Annotated in this window: 21 protein-coding genes; 14 read left to right on the plus strand and 7 right to left on the minus strand. The window is 63.3% G+C overall.

What is annotated here, in order from left to right:
* Nucleotides 1–9: 9 nt before the first annotated feature.
* Entirely contained in the window at nucleotides 10–2,268 is a 2,259-nt protein-coding gene (parC, locus tag LOY54_RS02365) for a DNA topoisomerase IV subunit A (RefSeq protein WP_045193754.1), read from the plus strand.
* 176 nt (nucleotides 2,269–2,444) lie between these two features.
* The gene (locus tag LOY54_RS02370) at nucleotides 2,445–3,152 is read left to right on the plus strand and encodes a membrane integrity-associated transporter subunit PqiC (RefSeq protein ID WP_045193753.1); all 708 of its coding nucleotides are present in this window, start codon (nucleotides 2,445–2,447) and stop codon (nucleotides 3,150–3,152) included.
* Between the two features lie 200 nt (nucleotides 3,153–3,352).
* On the opposite strand, the gene LOY54_RS02375 is transcribed toward LOY54_RS02370, so the two are convergent.
* Nucleotides 3,353–4,849 carry a histidine kinase gene (locus LOY54_RS02375; RefSeq protein WP_258609098.1) on the minus strand — a complete coding sequence of 499 codons (1,497 nt, stop codon included), beginning with the start codon at nucleotides 4,847–4,849 and terminating at the stop codon, nucleotides 3,353–3,355.
* A 135-nt stretch (nucleotides 4,850–4,984) separates the two neighbouring features.
* Here LOY54_RS02375 and serB point away from each other — a divergent pair, with 135 nt between their 5' ends.
* Nucleotides 4,985–6,199, plus strand: a complete 1,215-nt coding sequence (gene serB / locus LOY54_RS02380; RefSeq protein WP_045193750.1) for a phosphoserine phosphatase SerB — start codon at nucleotides 4,985–4,987, stop codon at nucleotides 6,197–6,199.
* A 56-nt stretch (nucleotides 6,200–6,255) separates the two neighbouring features.
* On the opposite strand, the gene asd is transcribed toward serB, so the two are convergent.
* From asd to LOY54_RS02395, 3 genes are read right to left on the minus strand one after another with little or no spacing between them, the layout of a single operon-like run.
* Nucleotides 6,256–7,119 (minus strand): archaetidylserine decarboxylase, encoded by an 864-nt coding sequence (asd, locus tag LOY54_RS02385; protein ID WP_045193749.1) that lies wholly within the window; start codon nucleotides 7,117–7,119, stop codon nucleotides 6,256–6,258.
* Entirely contained in the window at nucleotides 7,116–7,940 is an 825-nt protein-coding gene (locus tag LOY54_RS02390) for a rhodanese-like domain-containing protein (RefSeq protein WP_258609100.1), read from the minus strand. The genes asd and LOY54_RS02390 overlap by 4 nt, the downstream gene beginning before the upstream one ends.
* A 46-nt stretch (nucleotides 7,941–7,986) precedes the next feature.
* Entirely contained in the window at nucleotides 7,987–9,522 is a 1,536-nt protein-coding gene (locus LOY54_RS02395) for an HDOD domain-containing protein (RefSeq protein WP_258609102.1), read from the minus strand.
* Between the two features lie 131 nt (nucleotides 9,523–9,653).
* On the opposite strand from LOY54_RS02395, the gene motA reads away from it, so the two are divergent.
* Nucleotides 9,654–10,505, plus strand: coding sequence for a flagellar motor stator protein MotA (gene motA, locus LOY54_RS02400; RefSeq protein WP_038997459.1), 852 nt, complete (start codon nucleotides 9,654–9,656; stop codon nucleotides 10,503–10,505).
* A 3-nt stretch (nucleotides 10,506–10,508) separates the two neighbouring features.
* Nucleotides 10,509–11,531 carry a flagellar motor protein MotB gene (gene motB / locus LOY54_RS02405; RefSeq protein ID WP_258609104.1) on the plus strand — a complete coding sequence of 341 codons (1,023 nt, stop codon included), beginning with the start codon at nucleotides 10,509–10,511 and terminating at the stop codon, nucleotides 11,529–11,531.
* Nucleotides 11,532–11,598: 67 nt separating this feature from the next.
* Here motB and LOY54_RS02410 read toward each other — a convergent pair whose 3' ends face one another.
* Entirely contained in the window at nucleotides 11,599–12,081 is a 483-nt protein-coding gene (locus LOY54_RS02410) for a TIR domain-containing protein (RefSeq protein ID WP_045193744.1), read from the minus strand.
* 258 nt (nucleotides 12,082–12,339) lie between these two features.
* Complete coding sequence (gene rsgA, locus LOY54_RS02415; protein WP_093376733.1) at nucleotides 12,340–13,371, minus strand: small ribosomal subunit biogenesis GTPase RsgA; 1,032 nt, start codon at nucleotides 13,369–13,371, stop codon at nucleotides 12,340–12,342.
* Nucleotides 13,372–13,462: 91 nt separating this feature from the next.
* On the opposite strand from rsgA, the gene orn reads away from it, so the two are divergent.
* Both orn and LOY54_RS02425 read left to right on the plus strand, forming a co-directional pair.
* Nucleotides 13,463–14,005 (plus strand): oligoribonuclease, encoded by a 543-nt coding sequence (orn, locus tag LOY54_RS02420; protein ID WP_045193742.1) that lies wholly within the window; start codon nucleotides 13,463–13,465, stop codon nucleotides 14,003–14,005.
* A 100-nt stretch (nucleotides 14,006–14,105) separates the two neighbouring features.
* A complete protein-coding gene (locus tag LOY54_RS02425) occupies nucleotides 14,106–14,717 on the plus strand; it encodes a trimeric intracellular cation channel family protein (RefSeq protein ID WP_038997454.1) in 612 nt (203 codons plus the stop codon).
* A gap of 46 nt (nucleotides 14,718–14,763) precedes the next feature.
* Here the strand turns inward: LOY54_RS02425 and queG are convergent, their stop codons facing one another.
* A complete protein-coding gene (gene queG / locus LOY54_RS02430) occupies nucleotides 14,764–15,861 on the minus strand; it encodes a tRNA epoxyqueuosine(34) reductase QueG (protein ID WP_258609106.1) in 1,098 nt (365 codons plus the stop codon).
* 62 nt (nucleotides 15,862–15,923) lie between these two features.
* Between queG and LOY54_RS02435 the strand changes: the two genes are divergently transcribed.
* The 7 genes from LOY54_RS02435 to hflX all read left to right on the plus strand — a co-directional run bounded on the left by LOY54_RS02435 (nucleotide 15,924) and on the right by hflX (nucleotide 23,212).
* A complete protein-coding gene (locus LOY54_RS02435; RefSeq protein ID WP_258609108.1) occupies nucleotides 15,924–16,784 on the plus strand; it encodes an NAD(P)H-hydrate dehydratase in 861 nt (286 codons plus the stop codon).
* Nucleotides 16,772–17,242, plus strand: a complete 471-nt coding sequence (tsaE, locus tag LOY54_RS02440) for a tRNA (adenosine(37)-N6)-threonylcarbamoyltransferase complex ATPase subunit type 1 TsaE (protein WP_258609116.1) — start codon at nucleotides 16,772–16,774, stop codon at nucleotides 17,240–17,242. The genes LOY54_RS02435 and tsaE overlap by 13 nt, the downstream gene beginning before the upstream one ends.
* A gap of 3 nt (nucleotides 17,243–17,245) precedes the next feature.
* Nucleotides 17,246–18,670 carry an N-acetylmuramoyl-L-alanine amidase gene (locus LOY54_RS02445; protein WP_213602626.1) on the plus strand — a complete coding sequence of 475 codons (1,425 nt, stop codon included), beginning with the start codon at nucleotides 17,246–17,248 and terminating at the stop codon, nucleotides 18,668–18,670.
* Entirely contained in the window at nucleotides 18,667–20,568 is a 1,902-nt protein-coding gene (mutL, locus tag LOY54_RS02450; RefSeq protein ID WP_045193737.1) for a DNA mismatch repair endonuclease MutL, read from the plus strand. Before LOY54_RS02445 ends, mutL begins: the two co-directional genes overlap by 4 nt.
* Nucleotide 20,569: 1 nt before the next feature.
* The gene (gene miaA / locus LOY54_RS02455; protein ID WP_045193736.1) at nucleotides 20,570–21,541 is read left to right on the plus strand and encodes a tRNA (adenosine(37)-N6)-dimethylallyltransferase MiaA; all 972 of its coding nucleotides are present in this window, start codon (nucleotides 20,570–20,572) and stop codon (nucleotides 21,539–21,541) included.
* Nucleotides 21,542–21,637: 96 nt separating this feature from the next.
* Nucleotides 21,638–21,898: an RNA chaperone Hfq gene (hfq, locus tag LOY54_RS02460; RefSeq protein ID WP_010221594.1), complete on the plus strand. Its 261-nt coding sequence runs from the start codon at nucleotides 21,638–21,640 to the stop codon at nucleotides 21,896–21,898.
* Nucleotides 21,899–21,910: 12 nt separating this feature from the next.
* Entirely contained in the window at nucleotides 21,911–23,212 is a 1,302-nt protein-coding gene (gene hflX, locus LOY54_RS02465) for a ribosome rescue GTPase HflX (RefSeq protein ID WP_010221595.1), read from the plus strand.
* Nucleotides 23,213–23,264 lie beyond the last annotated feature (52 nt).

The following is a 23,264-nucleotide window of genomic DNA, read 5'->3' on the forward strand; positions in this document are numbered from 1 at the left end:
GAGGCCCGCATGAGCGACTCCCTTGATCTCAGCCTCGATGGCGTAGAGCGCCGGTCACTGGCTGACTTCACCGAACAGGCCTACCTCAACTACTCCATGTACGTGATCATGGACCGCGCCTTGCCGCATATCGGCGACGGCCTGAAGCCGGTGCAACGGCGCATCGTCTATGCCATGAGCGAACTGGGCCTGGACGCCGACTCCAAGCACAAGAAGTCGGCGCGTACCGTCGGTGACGTGCTCGGCAAGTTCCACCCCCATGGCGACTCGGCCTGCTATGAAGCCATGGTGCTGATGGCGCAGCCGTTCAGCTACCGCTACACCCTGGTCGATGGCCAGGGCAACTGGGGTGCGCCGGACGATCCGAAGTCCTTCGCCGCCATGCGCTACACCGAGGCGCGCCTGTCGCGCTACTCCGAAGTACTGCTCAGCGAGCTGGGCCAGGGCACTGCGGACTGGGTGCCGAACTTCGACGGCACCCTCGATGAGCCTGCGGTGCTGCCGGCGCGCCTGCCGAACATCCTGCTCAACGGCACCACCGGTATCGCCGTGGGCATGGCCACCGACGTGCCGCCACACAACCTGCGCGAAGTCGCCTCGGCCTGCGTACGCCTGCTCGATGAGCCCAAGGCCACGGTCGAGCAGCTTTGCGAGCACATCCAGGGCCCGGACTACCCGACCGAAGCCGAGATCATCACCCCGCGTGCCGAACTGCTGAAAATCTACGAAAGTGGCCGTGGTTCGGTGCGCATGCGCGCGGTTTACCGCATTGAGGACGGCGATATCGTCGTTACCGCGCTACCGCACCAGGTCTCCGGGGCCAAGGTGCTGGAGCAGATCGCCGCGCAGATGCAGGCCAAGAAGCTGCCGATGGTCGCCGACCTGCGCGACGAGTCGGACCACGAGAACCCGTGCCGCATCGTCATCATCGCCCGCTCCAACCGGGTTGACCTCGACGAGCTGATGCAGCACCTGTTCGCTACCACCGATCTTGAGTCCAGCTACCGGGTCAACGTCAACATCATCGGCCTGGATGGCCGCCCGCAGCTGAAAAACCTGCGGGCGCTGCTGGTCGAATGGCTGGAATTCCGCGTGCAGACGGTGCGCCGCCGGCTGAAGTTCCGCCTCGACAAGGTCGAGCGCCGCCTGCACCTGCTCGAAGGCCTGTTGGTAGCCTTCCTCAACCTGGATGAAGTTATCCACATCATCCGCACCGAGGACCAGCCGAAAGCTGCGCTGATTGCCCGCTTCGACCTTACTGAAACCCAGGCCGAGTACATCCTCGAGACCCGCCTGCGCCAACTGGCGCGCCTGGAAGAGATGAAGATCCGCAACGAGCAGGACGAACTGGCCAAGGAACAAGCCAAGCTGATTGCCCTGCTGGGCAGCGAAACCAAGCTGCGCAAGCTGGTGCGTGCCGAGCTGATCAAGGATGCCGAAACCTACGGCGACGACCGCCGCTCGCCAATCGTCGCCCGTGCCGAAGCCAAGGCCCTGTCGGAAAACGAGCTGATGCCGACCGAACCGGTCACCGTGGTGCTCTCGGAGAAGGGCTGGGTGCGTTGCGCCAAGGGCCACGATATCGACGCCACGGGCCTTTCCTACAAGGCTGGCGATGGCTTCAAGGCCGCCGCTGCCGGGCGTTCGAACCAGTTTGCCGTGCTGATCGACTCCACCGGCCGCAGCTACTCGCTGGCCGCCCACACCTTGCCATCGGCCCGGGGCCAGGGCGAGCCGTTGACCGGCCGTCTGACGCCGCCACCGGGCGCAAGCTTCGACTGCGTGCTGCTGCCCGAAGATGACGCCCTGTATGTGATCGCCTCCGACGCCGGTTACGGCTTCGTGGTCAAGGGCGAGGACCTGCAGGCCAAGAACAAGGCCGGTAAAGCCCTGCTCAGCCTGCCCAACGGTGCCAAGGTCATTGCCCCGCGCCCGGTCGCCGATCGCGAGCACAACTGGCTGGCGGCGGTGACCACCGAAGGCCGCCTGCTGATCTTCAAGGTCAGCGACCTGCCGCAACTGGGCAAGGGCAAGGGCAACAAGATCATCGGCATCCCGGGCGACCGGGTGGCCTCGCGTGAAGAATTTGTCACTGATCTGGCGGTCATTCCCGACGGCGCGACCCTTGTATTGCAGGCCGGCAAGCGTACCCTGTCTCTGAAGGCCGACGACCTTGAGCATTACAAGGGCGAACGTGGGCGCCGGGGCAACAAATTGCCCCGTGGCTTCCAGCGGGTTGACGCGCTTTTGGTCGAAATTCCCGGATAAGCCGGGTTAGACAGCCTGAACGGGTATTTTCGTGCCCGTTCGCGGTTGAAACACTGGAGTCGAGCCGCCATTTCGCGGATGATAGGCCCCTTGCGGTACCAGCGTGGCTGTGTATCCGAACGAATCTATATGAGTATCACTGCGGTTTGCCTTGTGGCGACCGCCTGGATGGGATGATGAAATTTCTGCGCCTTCCGTTGGTTCTGCTGTGTGGCGTGCTCGGACTGGCTGGTTGCAGCATGCACCAACCGGTATCCCTGTATCAGCTCGACAGCGGTGAGCCTGGCCAACCCAAGCAAAGCGCGGGTATGGCAGTGGTTCTCGGCCCAGTGTCGATTGCCGACTACCTGCAACGCGAAACCCTGCTGCAACGCCAGGCCGATGGCAGCCTGACTGCTGCCACCGATGGCCGCTGGGCCGGTAGCCTGTCGGCCGACATCGACCAGTTGCTGGTCCGTCAGCTGGCCTGGCGCCTGGACAGCCAACGTGTGGTCCTGGCCCCGGCCAGCACCGGTTTCACCCCGGATGTACAAGTGCTGCTGTCGATTACCCGCCTGGACTCCGGCACCAACCAGCCAGCGATTCTCGACGCCCAGTGGCGCCTGCTCGATCGCCGTGGCCAGGTCCGTGACAACCGCATCGTGCACCTAGAGCAGCAGCACCAGGGTAGCGAGAGTGCCCAGGTACAAGCCCAGGGCCAGTTGCTGCAAAAGCTCGCCGAGCAGTTGAGCATTGCCTTGAAGCCGCTGGCCAACCAGCCGGCAGTGGTGGAAGAACAACAACCGAAGAAAGCTGCACCGGTACAAGTGCGCAAAGAGCCGGAAAAGCCGAAGATCCCGTTGGCTACGCCGATTCGTACCGACCTGGAAGTGTTCCGCTTCTAAGTCGAGGACTTACAAGAAGCCCGCAGCGATGCGGGCTTTTTTGTGCCCGTGTGGGAGCCGCGGTGCGACGATCCGACTTGACCCGCGATGCGGCCGGCGCAGGCGACACATCGGGTTGCTAGCGTTTTCGCGGGGCAAGCCCGCTCCTACAGGGCAATAAAAAAGCCCGCATCACTGCGGGCTTTTGGTTTGCCAAGGGGTCAGCTCTTGACCCGGCGCTCATGCATCCGCGCCAGTTGCCGCTCCAGCATCGATGGGTACGGCTCCATCAGACGCTCGACACAGCAAGCGCCTTCGGGGCTGGCGATCGGGCGAATCCGCGCACGCTGACGAACCAGGGCGTCGTCGCTGATCTTGCGCTCGACCAGCAGCAGGTTGCGGCTGTGCTGCGACAGGGCCAGGGCGTCCTGGGCTTTTTCGGTCAGCAGCAGGTCGATCTGGCTCAGGCCGTGCAGGTCTTCACCCAGGGCCAGGCCCAGCTGCAGTTGCAGGGTAATGCCGCTGTCGGCCACTTCGATTTGCAGCTCATGGCCCAGGGCACGCAGCAGTTCGCCACAGCAGATGGCATTGGTGAGGTAGTCCTCGCCGCTGTCCTGGCTGTGGAACAACAGCAGGGTGCTGCCGTCGTTAAGTGTATGCACTTCGCTTTCATACAGTGAGGCTGCCTGGTCGAGGCAGTCGCGGTAGCGTTCCAGCAGCTCGGTCAGGCGCGTGCGCGGCAGGCGTCGCAGTTGCTCCTGGGAGCCCAGTTGCACCGCCAGCACGGCGCTGGCCTGTGGCTCGCGGTTGACCGGGGCTGCCAGGGCAGGGGCGGGGCTGTGGTCCTCGTCGAGCAGGTCGGCGAAGGCGTCATCGCTGTCGTCGTCGGTTACAGGCTTGACCAGTTTGGCGGCCTTGGCCACAGCCGGTTGTTCGTCGAAGCTCGGATCCCGCAGGTTGCGCACTTCGAACTCCGGCTCATCCTCATCGAAGGACTCTTCTTCTTCAGGCTCGATTTCCCGTGGTGGCGGGGCCAGGCGGGTGTGCAGCTGACGCGCCAGGTCGCCGATTTCATCCTGGCGTTCGATGGCCGGGGTGAACTCGTTGATGTCGCGCAGCCAGACCCGCAGCTGCAACAGCGGCGTGGAGATGTAGCGGCCCAGGCGCAGGCTCATGGCTAGCGCCAGGGCCAGCAGGATACCGGCAAGGATGCCCATGCTCTGCAGGCTGATGGTCAGCGGCTGCTGGAACTGGCTCATGTCCAGGCTGATGCGCAGTTGCCCGGCGGTCACGTCCTGGAAGGTGATCTTGGTCTGGTACAGGCCTTCGGCTTCACCCAGCAGGCCGTTTTTCGGGCGCTGGCCGGCTTCGGCGAGGATCCGGTTGTCGACGCTGTAGATCGCCGCATGGGCCACCAGCGGGTTCTTCACCAGGTTGCCCAACAGCACGTTGAGGCTGAGGATGTCGTTGGACACCAGCAGCTCGGTGGCCGAGGTGGCGGTCTGGGTGGTCAGGCTCTGCCCCAGGGCATCGGCCTGCTCATGCATGGCTTCCTTGAACTGCAGGCCCATCACGCAGGCGTAGATCACCAGCGCCAGTGCCACCAGGAACACGTTATGGCAGGCGATACGCAGCGCCAGCGGTATTCGGCGTTGGCGCAGGGCGTGGAAGATCAGCAGGAAGAAGTTGTCGGTCTTAACGGGCGTGGGCCGGTTCACAGAGCGCGGCTCTTTATGTCGGAGAAGTTGCTGCGCAGTATAGCGAGCGCTCAGGGGCGGGCAAAGTATCGACTGCGCCCGATGGTCAGCGAAAATCGGTAGAATGCGCTTTTTTTCAACGAGTCGGAGCCCGTCTTGCGCGAAATCGTTCTGATTAACATCACCGGTGAAGACCGCCCGGGTCTTACCGCCGCCATCACCGGTGTTCTGGCCCAGGGTGGAGTGAACATCCTCGACATCGGTCAGGCGGTGATTCACGACACCCTGTCCTTTGGCATCCTGGTCGAAATTCCGGATACCGAGAAGGCCTCGTCGGTGCTCAAGAACATCCAGTTTGCGGGTAACGAACTCGACCAGCAGGTGCGGTTTACCCCGGTTTCCGAGGCCGACTACCAGAATTGGGTCGAAGGCCAGGGCAAAGCCCGGCACATCGTCACCCTGCTGACCCGGCGGGTGACTGCCGAGCAACTGCAGCGGGTCAGCTCGATTACCGCCAAGTACGGGCTGAACATCGACCATATCGATCGCCTCTCGGGCCGTGTCGCGCTGGACACCCCGGCCGAGCAGAGCAAGGGCTGCATCGAGTTCTCGGTACGAGGCGAGCCGGCTGATCCGCAAGCCCTGCGCGCCGAGTTCCTCAGCGTCGCCCAGGAGCTGAACGTCGACATCGCCTTCCAGCAGGATTCGCTGTTCCGTCGCAACCGCCGCCTGGCGGTGTTCGACATGGACTCGACACTGATCGAAGCCGAAGTGATCGACGAGCTGGCCAAGGCTGCCGGGGTCGGTGAGCAGGTATCGGAAATCACCGAGCGGGCCATGCGTGGCGAGCTGGATTTCCGTGCCAGCTTCAAGGAGCGCCTGGCGCTGCTCAAGGGCCTGGACGTTGGCGTGCTGGACCAGATCGGTGCGTCGCTGCGCCTGACCGAAGGCGCCGAGACGCTGTTCGCCGAACTCAAGCGCCTGGGCTACAAGACTGCCATCCTCTCCGGTGGCTTCACCTACTTTGCCAAGCAGCTGCAAGCCAAGCTGGGCATCGACTACGTGTTCGCCAACGAGCTGGAAGTGGTCGATGGCAAGGTGACCGGCGTGGCGGTCGAGCCGATCGTCGACGCCCAGCGCAAGGCTGACCTGCTGGGTGAGCTGGCGCGCAAAGAAGGCCTGCAGATGGAGCAGACCATTGCCGTCGGCGATGGCGCCAACGACTTGCCGATGCTGGCGATCGCCGGCCTGGGCGTGGCGTTCCGGGCCAAGCCGCTGGTCAAGCAGTCGGCCAAACAGGCGATCTCGACCCTGGGTCTCGATGGTGTGCTTTACCTGCTGGGTTTTCGCGATCGCGACGCTCGCGCCTGACGGACCTGGCTCCCACAGGTACAAAAAAGCCCGCATCGCTGCGGGCTTTTTCAGTTTCAGGCCTGTGCCGGCAGTGCCAGGCGCTCGCCCATGCTCACCGCAGAGCCGGCGCCGAGCTCTTCGGCCCATTTCACCTGCTCTGGCCCGAACAGCACCACGGCCGTCGAACCGAGTTTGAAACGGCCCAGCTCCGCGCCTTTTTCCAGGTGGATCGGCGCGCGGCTGGCTTCGTCGTAGCGCACGGTCTTCAGTTCACGCTTGGGTGGTGTTACCAGGCCGGCCCAGACGGTTTCGATCGAGGCGACGATCATCGCGCCCACCAGTACCACGGCCATCGGCCCGCGCTCGGTGTCGAACAGGCAGACAACGCGCTCGTTGCGGGCGAACAGCTCCGGAACGTTTTCGGCAGTGGTCTGGTTGACCGAGAACAACCGGCCCGGTACGTAGATCATCTCGCGCAAGGTACCGGCCAGCGGCATGTGCACGCGGTGGTAGTCCTTGGGCGACAGGTAGATGGTCGCGAACTGGCCACCCATGAACGGCGCGGCATTGGCCGGATCGCCACCCAGCAGCTCGAGGGCGCTGAAGCTGTGGCCCTTGGCCTGGAAGATGCGGCCGTGCTCGATCGGGCCGAGCTGGCTGACGGCACCGTCGGCCGGGCAGAGGATTGCCCCCGGGGTTTCATCCAGCGGACGTGCACCGGGCTTGAGGGCGCGGGTGAAGAAGGCGTTGAAGTGCTCGTAGGCGGTAACGTCTTCGACCAGGGCCTGGGACATGTCCACCTGGTAGCGCTTGGCGAACCAGCTGGTGAAGGCGTTCTTGAACCAGCGCACGCGGCATTCGGCAACGCAGCCGGCCAGGCGCGAGAGCAGGTGGTGGGGCAGCAGGTACTGGCTGATGATAAACAAGCGGGATTTCATTGGGTTTCCTTAAAAACTTCGACAGGGGTGTCGGGGTGGTTGCCCCATTCGCCCCAGGATCCGGCGTAGGCTTTGACCCGAGGGTAGCCCAGATGCTTGGCCACCAGGTAGGTAAAGCCGGATCGGTGGTGGGTCTGGCAGTGGGTGACCACTTCCTTGTCTTTGCTGATGCCCAACTGCTCGAGGATCTCGGGCATATCCTTGCGGATGCGCTGGTGATCGTTCAGGTCCATGCCGGCGGTCCATTCGAAATTGACTGCGCCGGGAATGTGCCCGCCCTTGGCTGCGAGAACTTTCTCGCCGCGGTATTCGGCCGGGCTGCGCGCGTCCCAGATCGCCAGGTCGGCGGCGCCGAGGCGGCTTTGCAGGTATTCGCGGGTGGCCGTAGGCTCTTCGTGCAGGGTCAGGTTGACCGTGCCGCTGGCAGCGTCGGGTACTTCAGTGCTGAGGTTGCTCGCTGGCCACGCGTGGACACCGCCGTTGAGGTAGTGGTAACGGGAGTGACCGATTACATCCAGCAACCAGATGAAACGCCCGGCCCAGCCGCCGCCCTCGTCGTCATAGACCACATAGACCGCATTGGCGTTATGGCCGAGCTCGGCGAAGAGTTTTTCCAGGTCGGCCTTGGCCGGCAACAGGCCCGGCGCAGGAGGCTGGCCTAGTTGGGTGCGCTTAAAGTCGACGAAGCGCGCCCCCGGAATATGCCCGCTGGCATAGCGGTTGGGGCTGGTCAGGTCGACCAGGATCAACTCTGGCGCATCCAGGCGGGTTAGCAGGTCTGCCGGCTCGATAACCAGGGGCAGGCCAGAAAAGTCAGTCATCCAGAGTCTCCAGGGCGGAACAGAGGGGGCGATTGTAGCGCATGGCTCAGGCGCTGCGGTTGCTGAAGGCGGTCAGGGCCCGCTCGATGCATTGCGCGGTTTTGCCGAAGGCTTGCACGCTGACGTCCGCCAACGGCTTGCCGCCCTGGTCGGCGACCAGCAGCATCACCACCCGCCCATTGCTCGACAGCGAGCGCAGCAGCACGTGTTCGCTGCGAAACAGGGCGCGCAGGCTGGGCGGCAGCAGGGCTGAGAACTGCGCGTGGTTTTCCGGGGTCAGGCGCAGTTGCGCCGCTTTGCTCAGCAACCGTTGCAGCAGTTTGCTTTGTTCAATCGGCAGCACCAGGCTGGCGGCTTCCGCCGGCAGGCCGGCAATCTGGTGGACGCGCAGCTGGCTCAGGGTCTTGTCGGTCATCAGCAGCATCACCCGCTGCATGCCGCAGGCGACCAGCGCGTCGCGGGCCAACGTTGTCAGGTGGATGGCATTGCTGAACGGGCTGGGCTCGGCCAACAGCTCGCCGCATAGCTTGCGCCAGGTACCCAGGGCCTGGGCCGATGGTGTCGGCGGGGCGATCTGGCCTTGATGCAGGCGTTGCTGGTGCCAGGGCCAGAGCAGCGCCTCGGCCGGGTGGAACAGGCCAGGGCAGGCGTGATGACGGGCGCTGATTGCCGCTTGTTGGTGCACCAGTTGCTGGACATCATCCAGCGGCGTTTGCAGGTAAAGGCTGGTGAGCAGTTGCCAGCGCTGCACATGGGCATTGGTCCAGCCAACCTGCGAGGCCAGGGCCAGGCCGTTGGCCAGCAGCACGGTATTGGCCGGCTGGTTGAACCAGCGGCGCAGGCTTGGTTGATCGTCCAGGCGCTGCTGCTGGTGCAGGCTGTCCTGGTCACGGGCGATGAGGATCGCCTGGGCCAGTAGCCGGCGCTCCTCCTGAAGTAAATGGTAACCGCGCGTTACCCAGTCTGGCAGGCGCCAGTGTTCGGCCAGGGCCTTGCACAGGCTCATGACCCGCACGCCGAACAGCTCCTGTTCCACCCGCAGTGCCGATTCGCCTTTGTGCACCACACGCAGCTCCCACTCATCGAGGAGCTTGGGGTGAGTCAGCGCCAGGGGCCACAGCGGTGACAGAAACAGCAGGCTGCCCCAATGGATTTCCTGCCACAGCCGCGCCAGGCGGCTGGCGAACAGGCCGTTGGCCTGCTGGCTGGCGTGCTGGCTGACCAGCTGCAGCTGACGCAGGGTCGGGGCAATTTCGGCTTCGGGCAGCGCCGGCAGGCGCTCCAGCAGTTCTGCGGTACGCGCCAGCCCCAGGCGGTTGAGGGCGATCTCCAGGCTCTCGGCCGGTTCGCCCAGGCCGGTATTGCTGTGGTGGTTGGCCTCGCGCATGACGCTGAGCACCAGCGCCGGGCTGTCCTGCATCAGTTCGGCGATGTCGCGCAACGAGCGGCGGCTGTCGCCAATGGCGGCTTTGACCCGTTCGTAGCTGGCCAGCGGAACCGGCAGGCGCACGCTATCGAGGAGCTTGACCCAGGCATCGAGTGTTTTTGGTGTTTGACTTGGCACGATGGTTTCAATAGGCATGCTGGAGGTAGGCCGAACTGGCTTTTCGCCTTGACTGACTATAGTCTGGCGCAGTTCTGCCGATAAGTAGAAGAAGAGTTTTTTTAACTTCCGCTCACGACCCTGACCACGACAGTAAGTGCTTTCTATCTATGGCTAAAATTATCGGCATCATCGTCGTATTCGCGAGTGTGCTCGGCGGATATGTACTTTCCCACGGCAAGATTGCGGCCCTGATCCAGCCTTTCGAAGTGCTGATCATCGGTGGTGCTGCTTTCGGTGCGTTCCTCCAGGCCAACCCTGGTTACATGACCATGCATGTAATCAAGAAGTCGCTGAAGATGTTCGGCACGCGCTTTACCCACACCTTCTATATCGAGGTGCTGGGCCTGGTCTACGAGATTCTCAACAAATCCCGTCGCGAAGGCATGATGGCGATCGAAGCCGATATCGAAGACGCCGCTGCCAGCCCGATTTTCGCCAAGTACCCGGCGGTACTGGGTGATGAACGCATGACTGCGTTCATCTGTGACTACCTGCGCATCATGTCCACCGGCAACATGGCCCCGCACGAGCTTGAGGGCCTGTTCGACATGGAACTGCTGAGCATGAAGGAAGAGCTCGAGCACCCGTCCCATGCCGTGACCGGCATCGCCGACGGCATGCCCGGCTTCGGTATCGTTGCCGCGGTACTGGGTATCGTGGTGACCATGGCCTCGCTGGGCGATGGCGACCAGAAGTCGATCGGCCTGCACGTCGGTGCGGCGCTGGTCGGTACCTTCTTCGGTATTCTCGCCGCCTACGGCTTCTTCGGCCCGCTGGCCACCTCGCTGCGCCATGACGCCAAGGAAGAGCTGAACGTCTACGAGGCGATCAAGGCCTCGCTGGTGGCTTCGGCCTCGGGCATGCCGCCATCGCTGGCCGTGGAATTCGGGCGCAAGGTGCTGTTCCCGGCCCACCGCCCGAGCTTCGCCGAGCTGGAACAAGCAGTTCGCGGTCGCTAAGCCATGGAGAACAATCAGCCCATTATCGTCAAGCGCATCAAGCGCTTTGGCGACGGCCACCACGGTGGCGCCTGGAAGATTGCCTTCGCCGACTTCGCTACGGCGATGATGGCGTTCTTCCTGGTGCTGTGGCTGTTGTCGACGGCCACACCGGAACAGAAGATCGCCATTGCCGGCTACTTCAAGGACCCGATCGGCTTTTCCGAAAGCGGCACGCCGTACATCATCGACCTGGGCGGTTCGCCCCAGCTCGCCCCGGAAAAAACCATCAACCCGGAAGAAAAGTCCGAGCCAACGCCTGAGTCCAGCATCCCGATCGACCAGAATACGGTCGAGAACATGGCCGAGCAGGTTGAGCGCGAGCGCCTCGAGTTGCTCCTGCAGGAGCTGCAGAACAAGGTTGAAGAGAACCCGCAACTGCAGAAGTTCAAGGACCAGATCCTCTTTGAGATCACCCAGGACGGGCTGCGCATCCAGATCATGGATGCCGAGAACCGGCCAATGTTCGACCTTGGCAGCGCGCGCCTGCAGCCGTACTTCGAGGACATCCTGCTGGCCATGGCCGACACCATCAAGGCGGTGCCGAACAAGATCAGCATCAGTGGCCATACCGATGCCAAGCCATACGCCGGCACCGGCGACTTCGGCAACTGGGAACTGTCGGCCAACCGCGCCAATGCCGCACGCCGCGCGCTGGTCGCCGGTGGCTACCCGGATACCCAGGTGGCGCGGGTGGTTGGCTATGCCTCGTCGTCGCTGTTCGACCGGCAAAACCCGCTCAACCCGGTCAACCGTCGGATCGACATCATCGTCCTGACCAAGAAGGCCCAGCGCACCATCGAAGGCGAACAGACCCAGCCTGCCGCCCCCGAAGCCGGCCAGCCAGGCGCCGCAGCGCCGGCTCCAGGGGCGACCCCGGAGCCAGCCCCGGCGGCCGAGCCCGAGCCGATGCAGCCACGGGAGTTGCGCCAGAAGCTGAACATCTTCGAAGACGGTGTATTGAAGATGGACGAAAACAAGCAGTAAGCCTGCTAGCTGAAAAAAAACGCCCGTGCGCAGCGATGCCCACGGGCGTTTTGCTTGGCGCTACAGGCTAAAAGCCGCGGCGGATCTTGGCCTTGAGGTCGGCATGGAAGAAGTCGGCGTTGGAGCGGTTGGTGGCATTGGCCTCGCAGGCTTCGCTGTCGATCGAGCGCTTGAAGGTTTGCTCGTCATGGTAGGCGCGCACGTAGAGGTCGATGTGTTCGCGGTTGGTCATGGTTGGCCACTTCTCCAGATACCCCGGCAGCGTGGCCTCGCCGCACTGGTAAAAGGCTACCCGGCGATTGACCAGAGTGGCGGCGCCAAGCTGGAAGGGCACCCACCAGGCCTCGGCGGTTTCCGGTGCGAGCACGGCAATCAGGTGGGTGCACTGGCTGATGTTGCGGCGGATGATTCCGCTGATGTCGTCGGTGGTCTGCTGGGCCTCGCTGTCGAACAGGTCCAGCTGGGTATTGATGCCTTCAAGCTTGAGCCGCTCATTGATGATGAAGGCGTCCAGGCGTTCGCTGTGGCGATAGCTGATAAAGACTGGCATCAGAAGTGCCCTCCCACGCTGGAGGGAGTGGCATTGATGCGTAAAGGCTGAATTGTCATGGTTGATTCCTTTCATACGCAGGGCATGGGGGCGATTCGCTTCATGGCGGCGAATCTTGAAAGGTGACAATCAGCGAAAGTCTTTCGCACAGCAAGGTACGACCAGCAAAGCAGATGCTTCCTGCTTTGCTGGGTAATAAATCCTACAGATGCGTCCTACTTTGAACCGTTTGAGGCCCGTTTCCGGGCCTCAGATGTTTCAGTAAGTGTCTTGCGGCAGGCTGGCGATGATCGAGCGGTAGCTGTTCATCCGTTGCTGCTGCACGCGGCCGTCTTCGAGGGCCTTGAGCAGTGCACAACCCGGCTCGCGGTCGTGCTTGCAGTCGCGAAAGCGGCAGGTGCCGAGCAGGTCGGTGAACTCGATAAAGCCGGCTTCGACATCGGCGCGGCTGACGTGGCCCAGGCCAAATTCGCGGATGCCCGGGGAGTCGATCAGTTCGCCACCACCGGGGAAGTGGTAAAGACGGGCGGTGGTGGTGGTGTGAGTACCCTGGCCGGACCATTCCGACAGATCGCCGACGCGGGTCTGAACCTCGGGCAGCAGGCTGTTGACCAGCGACGACTTGCCAACCCCGGACTGACCGACGAACACGCTGATATGGCCGTCAAGCTGGGCCTGCAGTTGCTCCATGCCGTTGCCGTGGTGCGCCGACACTTCCAGCAACGGGTAGCCAAGCTGGCGGTACACTGCCAGCAATGCATTGAGCGCCGGAGCGTTCTGCTCGTCGATCAGGTCGGCCTTGTTCAGCAGCAGCAAGGGGCGGATGCCGGCATGCTCGGCCGCGACCAGGTAGCGGTCGATCAGGTTGGCATGGGGTTCTGGCGCCGGGGCGAAGACGATCACGATCAGGTCGACGTTGGCCGCTACCGGTTTGAGCTGGCCACGGCTGTCCGGGCGGCACAGCTCGGTATGGCGCGGCATCTGCGCGACAATCACGCCAATGCCCTGGTTGCCGGCGCGCCAGACTACCTTGTCGCCGGTGACCAGCGCCGGCAGGTTGGCCCGCAGGTGGCAACGGAACACCTGGCCGGCAACGTCGCCGTCCTGGGCTTCGACTTCGACCTGCACGCCAAAGTGAGCGATGACCAGGCCCATTTGCTCCGGGCCGAGGTCACCGCCTTCGAGCTCCTTCAGGGTCTGTTGTTCGCGTTTGGCGGCGCGGGCAGCGCGTTCACCCTGGATTTTTTCGATGCGCCAGTTCTGGCGTCGATTGAGCTGGCGTTTGGCCATGAAGGTTCCGTGTTCGGGAGGCAATATTTAACCGCGGGGAGTTTAGCACGCTCCACTAGGCTAAACTGCGCACCTACCGAGGAGCAGAATCATGCAGAACCCACAGAACCTGATCTGGATCGACCTGGAAATGACCGGTCTGGATCCGGATCAAGACGTCATTATCGAAATGGCCACCATCGTCACCGACAGCGACCTCAATACCCTGGCCGAAGGCCCGGTGATCGCCATTCACCACAGTGACGAGGTGCTGGCGCGCATGGACGAGTGGAACACCCGCACTCACGGCGCCTCCGGGCTGACCCAGCGGGTAAAGGACAGCCGCGTCAGCATGGCCGAAGCCGAGGCGCAGACCATCGCCTTCCTGGAACAGTGGGTGCCAAAGGGCAAGTCGCCGATCTGCGGCAACAGTATCTGCCAGGACCGCCGCTTCCTCTATCGCCACATGCGCAGCCTGGAAAACTACTTCCACTACCGCAACCTCGACGTCTCGACCCTCAAGGAGCTGGCAGCACGCTGGGCCCCTGAAGTGCGCGACAGCTTCAAGAAGGGCGGCACCCACCTGGCGCTGGACGATATCCGCGAGTCGATCAACGAACTGCGCCACTATCGCCAGCACTTCATCAAGTTCTGATCGCAACGCCGCCGGCTTGTACAGACAATCCGCGCGGCGCCCCCTTTTGGTGCCTGTGGCAACTGGTTAGACTGCGCGCCCCTTTGCACGGATCTGCGCCATGTTGTTGATGCTCTACCTCATTGCTATCACTGCCGAAGCCATGACAGGCGCGCTGTCTGCCGGGCGCCGCGGCATGGACTGGTTCGGCGTGGTGCTGATCGCCTGCATCACCGCCCTGGGCGGTGGTTCGGTGCGCGACGTGCTGCTGGGGCATTACCCGCTGACCTGGGTCAAGCACCCGGAATACCTGGTGCTGACCAGCTTTGCGGCGTTGATGACGATCTTTATCGCGCCTTTGATGCGCCACTTGCGCTCGCTGTTCCTGGTGCTTGATGCCCTGGGGCTGGTAGCCTTCACCCTGATCGGCTGCATGACCGCGCTGGAAATGGGCCAGGGCATGCTGGTGGCGTCGATCAGCGGGGTAATCACCGGGGTGTTCGGCGGGATCCTCCGGGATATCTTCTGTAACGATATTCCGCTGATCTTCCGTCGGGAGCTGTATGCCAGTGTGTCGTTCGCCGCGGCCTGGTTTTACCTGGGCTGCGTGTACTTCAATGTGCCAGGCGAGCAGGCGATTCTGCTGACCCTGTTCGGCGGCTTCCTGCTACGCCTGCTGGCGATTCGCTTCCACTGGGAAATGCCCAAGTTTCATTACAACGACGAGCATTGAAGGCTTAAGCGGCAAGTGGCAAGCCACAAGCTGCAAGTCGAGGCGATCAGCTTGACGCTTGTGGCTTGGCGCTTGCCGCTGCTTTCATGGCGTGCTGCGCCAGCGCCCACTGCACATGCTCACGCACCAGCTCCGACGGAAAATCCTGCCGCGCCTTGAGCGCCTCCAGTACCTGGATGGTCGACGGCGCATTGCCAAGCCCCACCGCCAGGTTGCGCAACCAGCGCTCATAGCCGGCACGGCGCAGCGGCGAGCCTTCAGTGCTGTCGAGGAAGGTCTGTTCATCCCACATGAACAGCTCGGCAAGCCCGGCGCTGTCGAGGTTGTGCCGGGGCTTGAAGTCGCTTTCGCCGCTCGGTCGGGCGAAGCGGTTCCATGGGCAGACGATCTGGCAGTCATCGCAACCGAATACCCGATTGCCGATCAACGGTCGCAGATCTTCAGGAATTGCACTTTTCAGCTCGATGGTCAGATACGAGATACAGCGCCGGGCATCCAGCACATAGGGGCCGACAAAGGCCTGGGTCGGGCAGATGTCCAGGCAGGCGCTGCAGCGGCCGCAGTGTTCGCTGGCCTGCGGCGGGTCGACCGGCAGCGGCATGTCGACAAACAGCTCGGCAAGAAAGAAGTAACTGCCGGCCTTGCGGTTGAGCAGCAGGGTGTTCTTGCCGATCCAGCCCAGGCCAGCCTGCTCGGCAATGGCCTTTTCCAGCACCGGTGCGCTGTCGACAAAGGCCCGGAAGCCGAACGGGCCGATATCCTTCTGGATGCGCTCGGCCAGGTGCTGTACGCGTTTGCGCACCAGCTTGTGGTAGTCGCGGCCCAAGGCGTAGCGGGAGATGTAGGCTTTTTCTGGTTGCGCCAGCTGCTGGGCCATGCGCGTGTCGCCCGGCAGGTAGTCCATGCGCAGCGACACCACGCGCAAGGTGCCGGGCACTAGCTCATCCGGGTGCGAGCGCTTGCTGCCGTGGGCGCCCATGTAGTCCATTTCGCCGTGGTAGCCCGCCTCGAGCCAGCGTTCCAGATGTTTTTCATGCTCGCCCAGGTCCACCCCGGTGATGCCGACATGGGCAAAACCGAGCTCTCGGCCCCAATCCTTGATCGATTGGGCCAGCGCAGGTAGATCGGGGGCAGAAGCAGACATGGGAATAAGGCAATACGGACTCAGGTGCGTATAATTCTGCCAGACATCAGAGCCTTTGACCCATGCCTCAGACCAAACACCCCGCAAACGAGCCCCATCGGCTCACCAGCGTCACCCTTGCGCCCTTGGCGCCACGTCCTGCTGACGCCCATAAGGGCGACTTCGGCCATGTGCTGGTGGTGGGTGGTGATCGCGGCACTGGCGGCGCGGTGCTGCTCAGCGCCGAAGCGGCGTTGCGCTGCGGCGCCGGCCTGGTATCGCTGGTCAGCCGGCCTGAGCATGTGCCTGCGGCCATGGCCCGCCTGCCCGAGGTGATGAGCCTGGGCGTGCATTCGGCCAACCAGCTGATGGCGCCGATCGAGCGGGCCTCGGTGCTGGTGGCAGGTCCAGGCCTGGGCCAGGCGGCCTGGGGGCGCAGCCTGTTGTCGGCGGTGGCCAGCAGCCCACTGCCTCAAGTGTGGGACGCCGATGCCCTCAACCTGCTGGCGCGCCAACCCTTGCCGCTGCCCAAGGGCAGCATCATTACCCCGCACCCGGGCGAGGCTGCGCGCCTGCTCGGTGTATCGACCGAAGCGGTACAGGCCGACCGGCCCGGGGCGGCGCGCAAACTCGCACGCAAATACGCGGTCGTATGCGTGCTCAAAGGCGCCGGCACCCTGGTCGCCGATCCAGCCGGGCAGTTGGCGCTATGCTCGCGCGGTCATCCGGTCATGGCCGGCGCCGGTCTGGGCGATGTGCTCAGCGGCGTGCTCGGCGCTTTGCTGGCCCAGGGCATGTCAGCCTGGGACGCGGCCTGCCTGGGCGTCTGGCTGCATGCCTGCGCTGGCGAGCGCCTGGGCGCGCAGGGCCGTGGCCTAGCCGCCAGCGACATGGTCCCGGCAATTCGTCAGTTATTGGAGGAGCATTCAGCGTGTCTGGCATAACCCTGTTTTTGGCCGATGAAGAGGCCATGGTGAATTTGGGCAAGCGTATTGCCGAAGTGACCAAAGGCCATGGCGTGATTTTTCTTGAAGGGGACTTGGGGGCCGGCAAGACCACCCTGTCGCGGGGCATTATTCGCGGCCTTGGGCACCAAGGTGCGGTAAAAAGTCCTACCTTTACTGTGGTTGAACCTTACGAGATTGGTGATGTTCGTGCCTTCCACTTCGACCTTTATCGCCTGGTCGATCCGGAGGAGCTTGAATTCATGGGCATCCGCGATTATTTCGAAGGTGACGCCTTGTGCCTGTTCGAGTGGCCGCAAAAAGGGGCAGGCATTTTGCCAAAGCCCGACCTGACCATTACCATAAGCACCCAGGCGGGCGGTCGTTCGCTCAACCTGTCGCCGCAGGGGGCACGTGGCGAAGCTTGGTGTGCCGCTCTGGCCTTGGAATTCAAATAGAAAATGGGGATAGGTATGCGCATTCGCGCACTGGTTTCTGTCGTAGGACTGCTGCTTACGGTAGTGACCGTTAACGCTCTGGCCGTCACGCAAGTCAAAAGTGTGCGTTTATGGCGAGCGCCCGATAACACACGGCTGGTCTTCGACCTCTCGGGCCCTGTGCAGCACAGCGTGTTTACCTTGACCGCCCCGGACCGCCTGGTGATCGACATCAATGGCGCGACCCTGGCTGCGCCGTTGTCGGTGTCCACCTCCAATACCCCGATTACCAGCGTGCGCTCGGCCCAGCGTACGCCGACCGACCTGCGCGTGGTGGTCGACCTGAAAAAGTCGGTGACGCCCAAGAGCTTCACCCTGGCGCCCAATGCCCAGTACGGTAACCGCCTGGTAGTCGACCTGTTCGACCAGGAAGCCGATGCCGCGCCGCCACCGCCCACACCGCCGGTGGCAACCACCCCTGCGGTACCGGTCACGCCGGCGCAACCGGCGATCAAGCTGACCCCGGTGCCCAATGGCAAACGTGACATCGTCATCGCCATCGACGCCGGTCACGGCGGTGAAGACCCGGGTGCCTCCGGTTCGCGCGGCCAGCATGAAAAAGACATCGTCCTGGCCATCGCCAAGGAGTTGCAGCGCCAGATCAACACCGAGAAGGGCTTTCGCGCCGAGCTGACCCGTACCGGCGATTACTTCATCCCGCTGCGCAAACGCACCGAGATTGCCCGCAAGAAGGGCGCTGACCTGTTCATCTCGATCCACGCCGACGCCGCGCCGTCCAAGGCCGCGTTCGGTGCTTCGGTGTTCGCCCTGTCCGATCGCGGCGCTACCTCGGAAACCGCACGCTGGCTGGCCGATAGCGAAAACCGTTCCGACCTGATCGGTGGCGCCGGTAACGTCAGCCTGGATGACAAGGACCGCATGCTTGCCGGGGTGCTGCTTGACCTGTCGATGACCGCTTCGTTGAGCTCCAGCCTCAACGTCGGCCAGAAGGTTTTGGGCAACATGGGCCGCATCACCCCGCTGCACAAGCAGCGCGTCGAGCAGGCCGGGTTCATGGTGCTGAAATCGCCGGACATCCCGTCGATCCTGGTGGAAACCGGCTTTATCTCCAACGCCAACGAGGCGGCCAAGCTGGCCACCCCAAGCCACCAGCAGTCGCTGGCGCGTTCGATTCACAGTGGCGTACGCCAGTTCTTTCAGCAGAACCCGCCGCCGGGCACCTATGTGGCCTGGTTGCGTGACAGCGGCAAGATCGCCCAGGGCCCGCGCGAGCATTCGGTGCGCCCAGGCGAGACCCTGGCGATGATCGCCGTGCGTTATCAGGTCAGCGTCGCCAGCCTGCGCAGCGCCAACAGCCTGAAGACCGATGAACTGAAAGTCGGCCAGCACCTGAATATCCCGACCACGGCACTGGCGGCCCAGCAATGAGCAGCAGTGCCCGGATCGAGCTGCTCAGCCCGCGGCTGGCCAACCAGATTGCCGCCGGTGAGGTGGTCGAACGCCCGGCCTCGGTGATCAAGGAACTGCTGGAAAACAGCCTCGATTCCGGTGCCAAGCGCATCGACGTCGAAGTCGAGCAGGGCGGCGTCAAGCTGCTGCGCGTTCGCGACGACGGTGGTGGTATCGCCGCTGACGACCTGCCGCTGGCCCTTGCCCGCCACGCCACCAGCAAGATCCGCGACCTGGAAGACCTCGAACGGGTCATGAGCCTGGGTTTTCGCGGTGAAGCGCTGGCGTCGATCAGCTCGGTGGCGCGCCTGACCCTGACCTCGCGTACCCGCGACGCCGAACAGGCCTGGCAGGTGGAAACCGAAGGCCGCGACATGGCCCCGCGGGTGCAGCCGGCGGCGCATCCGGTCGGCACTTCGGTGGAAGTGCGCGACCTGTTCTTCAATACCCCGGCCCGGCGCAAGTTCCTCAAGACCGAGAAAACCGAATTCGATCACCTGCAGGAAGTGATCCGCCGCCTGGCGCTGGCGCGTTTCGATGTGGGTTTTCACCTGCGCCACAACGGCAAGAGCATCCTCAGCCTGCATGAAGCCCATGACGATACCGCGCGCGCTCGCCGTGTCGCGGCGATCTGCGGCCCGGGTTTCCTCGAGCAGGCACTGCCGATCGAGGTCGAGCGCAACGGCCTGCACCTGTGGGGCTGGGTCGGGTTGCCGACGTTCTCGCGCAGCCAGGCTGATCTGCAGTACTTCTTCGTCAACGGCCGCGCGGTGCGCGACAAGCTGGTCGCCCACGCCGTGCGCCAAGCCTACCGTGATGTGCTGTTCAACGGCCGGCACCCGACTTTCGTGCTGTTTTTCGAGGTCGACCCTACCGGTGTCGACGTCAACGTGCACCCGACCAAGCACGAAGTACGCTTTCGTGACGGGCGCATGGTCCATGACTTTCTGTACGGCACCCTGCACCGCGCCCTGGCCGATGTACGCCCGGAAGACCAACTGGCCGCGCCCGCTGCCAGCAGCGAGATCGTCCGCCCGAGCGGTATCCAGGCCGGTGAATTCGGCCCCCAGGGCGAGATGCGCCTGGCCGCCAATCTGCTGGAGCAGCCGCCCGCTGAACCGGGCCTGCGCCCGTCCGTGGGCAGCAATGGCAGTGGCGCCGGTTATCAATACCAGTACACGCCAAGGCCGACCCAGGCATTGCCTGCGGCCGAGGCCCAGGGTGTGTACCGGGAATTTTTCGCGCCGCTGGCCGAGGCAGCACCGCCAGCCTTGCCCGAAGGCCAGGGCGACATCCCGCCGCTGGGCTATGCCCTGGCCCAGCTCAAGGGCATCTATATCCTGGCTGAAAACGCCGTCGGCCTGGTGCTGGTGGACATGCATGCCGCCCATGAGCGGATCATGTACGAGCGCCTCAAGGTGGCCATGGCCAGCGAAGGCCTCAGCGGCCAGCCGCTGCTGGTGCCCGAATCCCTGGCCTTGAGCCAGCGCGAAGCCGATTGCGCCGAAGAGCACGCCGAGTGGTTCCAGCGCCTGGGCTTCGAGTTGCAGCGCCTGGGCCCGGAAAGCCTGGCGATCCGGCAGATTCCGGCGCTGCTCAAGCAGGCCGAGGCCAATCGCCTGGTCCAGGACGTACTGGCCGACCTGATGGAGTACGGCACCAGCGACCGCATTCAGGCACACCTGAACGAACTGCTCGGAACCATGGCCTGCCACGGCGCCATCCGCGCCAACCGGCGCCTGGCCATCGCTGAAATGAACGGCCTGTTGCGCGATATGGAAAACACCGAGCGTAGCGGTCAATGCAACCATGGCCGGCCGACCTGGACCCAGATGGGCCTGGACGATCTGGACAAACTGTTCTTGCGCGGTCGATGACATGAGCGGCAAACCCCCCGCGATATTCCTGATGGGCCCGACTGCGGCGGGCAAGACCGACCTTGCCATCGAACTGACCAAGGTGTTGCCGTGCGAGCTGATCAGTGTCGATTCGGCGCTGGTCTACCGTGGCATGGACATCGGCAGCGCCAAGCCGTCGAAAGAGATCCTCGCCGCCCATCCGCACCGGCTGATCGACATCCTCGACCCGGCCGAAAGCTATTCGGCCGCCGATTTTCGTCGTGATGCCCTGGAGGCCATGGCCGAGATCACCGCGCGCGGCAAGATTCCGCTGCTGGTCGGCGGCACCATGCTTTATTACAAGGCATTGCTCGAAGGCCTGGCGGACATGCCGGCGGCCGACCCGCACGTGCGTGCCGAGCTCGAAGAGCAGGTTCAGCGCCTGGGTTTGCACGCCCTGCACCAGCAACTGGCGGCGGTCGACCCGGAGTCGGCGGCGCGTATTCATCCCAATGACCCGCAGCGGCTGATCCGCGCGCTGGAGGTCTACCGGGTCAGCGGCCTGACGATGACCGAACATCGTCAGCGTCAATCCGCGCAAAGTAGCGCCGCAGGCGCGTCCGCAGCGGGACAATTGCCCTATACTGTCGCCAGCCTGGCCATTGCGCCAACCGATCGGCACATACTGCACGAGCGGATTGCGCTACGATTCGGGCAAATGCTGGAACAGGGCTTCGTTGACGAGGTCCGATTGCTGCGAGCCAGAAGTGACTTGCACGCGGGGCTGCCGTCTATACGGGCGGTTGGTTATCGCCAGGTCTGGGATCACCTTGATGGCAAGTTGACTTCAGTTGAAATGCAGGAGCGCGGCATTATTGCCACTCGCCAACTGGCGAAGCGGCAGTTCACCTGGTTGCGTAGTTGGGCTGACCTGCACTGGCTGGACAGCCTGGACTGCGACAATCTGTCTCGCACCTTGAAATACCTTGGATCGGTCTCCATATTGAGCTGAGTCCTTGCAATTGCCGTCTATCCTTGGGGTGGGGCGGCTTGAGCCATCAGTTTTTCTTTGATTTTTTTACTATTGATCCTTACAGGAGTGCGGCATATGTCAAAAGGGCATTCGCTACAAGACCCTTACTTGAATACTTTGAGAAAAGAAAAAGTTGGGGTTTCGATCTATCTGGTTAACGGCATCAAGCTGCAAGGCACGATCGAATCCTTCGACCAGTTCGTGATTCTGCTGAAGAACACCGTCAGCCAGATGGTTTACAAACACGCCATCTCGACAGTTGTCCCTGTGCGTCCGATCCGTCTGCCTAGCGCAACCGAATCCGAGCAAGGCGACGCTGAGCCAGGTAACGCCTGATAGGAGTCTGCTTTGTTCTTTGAGCGCCACGGTGGTGGTGAGCGGGCAGTCCTCGTTCACTTGGAAGGTCAGAACCCTGAGGCGCGCGAAGATCCGCAGGAGTTTCAGGAGCTGGCACTGTCGGCTGGGGCCGATATTGTCGCGTTCGCCAATGTGGCGCGACATCAGCCCACCGCCAAATACCTGATTGGCAGCGGCAAGGTCGAAGAATTGCGCGACCTGGTCAACGCCGAACAGGTAGATTTGGTGATTTTCAATCACACCCTCACCCCCAGTCAGGAACGTAACCTCGAACGAGTCTTCGAGTGTCGCGTGCTTGACCGCACCGGTCTGATTCTCGATATCTTCGCCCAGCGGGCGCGTACCCATGAAGGCAAGCTGCAGGTCGAACTGGCCCAGCTCGAGCACATGAGCACGCGGCTGGTACGTGGCTGGACTCACCTTGAGCGGCAAAAAGGCGGTATCGGCCTGCGCGGCCCGGGTGAAACCCAACTGGAAACCGACCGCCGCCTGCTGCGGGTACGCCTGCGCCAGATCAAGGCGCGCCTGGAGAAGGTCCGCAGCCAGCGTGAGCAGGCTCGTCGTGGCCGTAAACGGGCGGATATCCCTTCGGTTTCCCTGGTCGGCTACACCAACGCCGGCAAATCCACGTTGTTCAACGCCCTGACCCAGTCCGAGGTCTACGCTGCCGACCAGTTGTTTGCGACCCTCGACCCGACCTTGCGCCGGCTCGAGCTCGACGACCTCGGGCCGATCGTGCTGGCCGACACCGTGGGCTTCATTCGTCACCTGCCGCACAAGCTGGTCGAGGCATTTCGGGCTACGCTCGAAGAGTCGAGCAACTCCGACCTGCTGCTGCACGTGATCGACGCCCATGAGCCTGAGCGCATGGCGCAGATCGAGCAGGTCATGGCGGTACTGGGAGAGATCGGTGCAGAAGGCTTGCCGATCCTCGAGGTCTATAACAAACTCGACCTGCTTGAAGGCGTCGAGCCGCAGATTCAGCGCGATGCCGATGGCAAGCCGCAACGGGTCTGGGTCTCGGCCCGCGATGGTCGGGGGCTGGAGCTGGTGGGGCAGGCGGTCGCCGAATTGCTGGGGGATGACCTGTTTGTCGGTACCTTGCGCCTTGAGCAGCGTTTTGCCCGGCTGCGCGCGCAGTTCTTTGAACTGGGTGCGGTGCAGAGCGAAGAGCACGACGATGAAGGCAGCAGCCTGCTGGCTGTGCGACTGCCGCGGGTGGAGTTGAATCGCCTGGTCAGCCGCGAAGGTTTGCAGCCGCTGGAGTTCATCGAGCAACATACTTTGCAATAAATGCCCGGCGACGCGGTCGGGCAGCCGTGACAGGCATTCTGTAGCATTGGAC

Source organism: Pseudomonas sp. B21-032, assembly GCF_024748965.1.
Taxonomy (GTDB): domain Bacteria; phylum Pseudomonadota; class Gammaproteobacteria; order Pseudomonadales; family Pseudomonadaceae; genus Aquipseudomonas.

Coding starts and splice junctions, on each gene's coding strand:
- parC (WP_045193754.1), top strand. CDS start 10: ATGAGCGACTCCCTTGATCTCAGCCTCGATGGCGTAGAGCGCCGGTCA.
- LOY54_RS02370 (WP_045193753.1), top strand. CDS start 2,445: ATGAAATTTCTGCGCCTTCCGTTGGTTCTGCTGTGTGGCGTGCTCGGA.
- asd (WP_045193749.1), bottom strand. CDS start 7,119: ATGAAATCCCGCTTGTTTATCATCAGCCAGTACCTGCTGCCCCACCAC.
- LOY54_RS02390 (WP_258609100.1), bottom strand. CDS start 7,940: ATGACTGACTTTTCTGGCCTGCCCCTGGTTATCGAGCCGGCAGACCTG.
- LOY54_RS02395 (WP_258609102.1), bottom strand. CDS start 9,522: ATGCCTATTGAAACCATCGTGCCAAGTCAAACACCAAAAACACTCGAT.
- motA (WP_038997459.1), top strand. CDS start 9,654: ATGGCTAAAATTATCGGCATCATCGTCGTATTCGCGAGTGTGCTCGGC.
- motB (WP_258609104.1), top strand. CDS start 10,509: ATGGAGAACAATCAGCCCATTATCGTCAAGCGCATCAAGCGCTTTGGC.
- LOY54_RS02410 (WP_045193744.1), bottom strand. CDS start 12,081: ATGCCAGTCTTTATCAGCTATCGCCACAGCGAACGCCTGGACGCCTTC.
- rsgA (WP_093376733.1), bottom strand. CDS start 13,371: ATGGCCAAACGCCAGCTCAATCGACGCCAGAACTGGCGCATCGAAAAA.
- orn (WP_045193742.1), top strand. CDS start 13,463: ATGCAGAACCCACAGAACCTGATCTGGATCGACCTGGAAATGACCGGT.
- LOY54_RS02425 (WP_038997454.1), top strand. CDS start 14,106: ATGTTGTTGATGCTCTACCTCATTGCTATCACTGCCGAAGCCATGACA.
- queG (WP_258609106.1), bottom strand. CDS start 15,861: ATGTCTGCTTCTGCCCCCGATCTACCTGCGCTGGCCCAATCGATCAAG.
- LOY54_RS02435 (WP_258609108.1), top strand. CDS start 15,924: ATGCCTCAGACCAAACACCCCGCAAACGAGCCCCATCGGCTCACCAGC.
- LOY54_RS02445 (WP_213602626.1), top strand. CDS start 17,246: ATGGGGATAGGTATGCGCATTCGCGCACTGGTTTCTGTCGTAGGACTG.
- mutL (WP_045193737.1), top strand. CDS start 18,667: ATGAGCAGCAGTGCCCGGATCGAGCTGCTCAGCCCGCGGCTGGCCAAC.
- miaA (WP_045193736.1), top strand. CDS start 20,570: ATGAGCGGCAAACCCCCCGCGATATTCCTGATGGGCCCGACTGCGGCG.
- hfq (WP_010221594.1), top strand. CDS start 21,638: ATGTCAAAAGGGCATTCGCTACAAGACCCTTACTTGAATACTTTGAGA.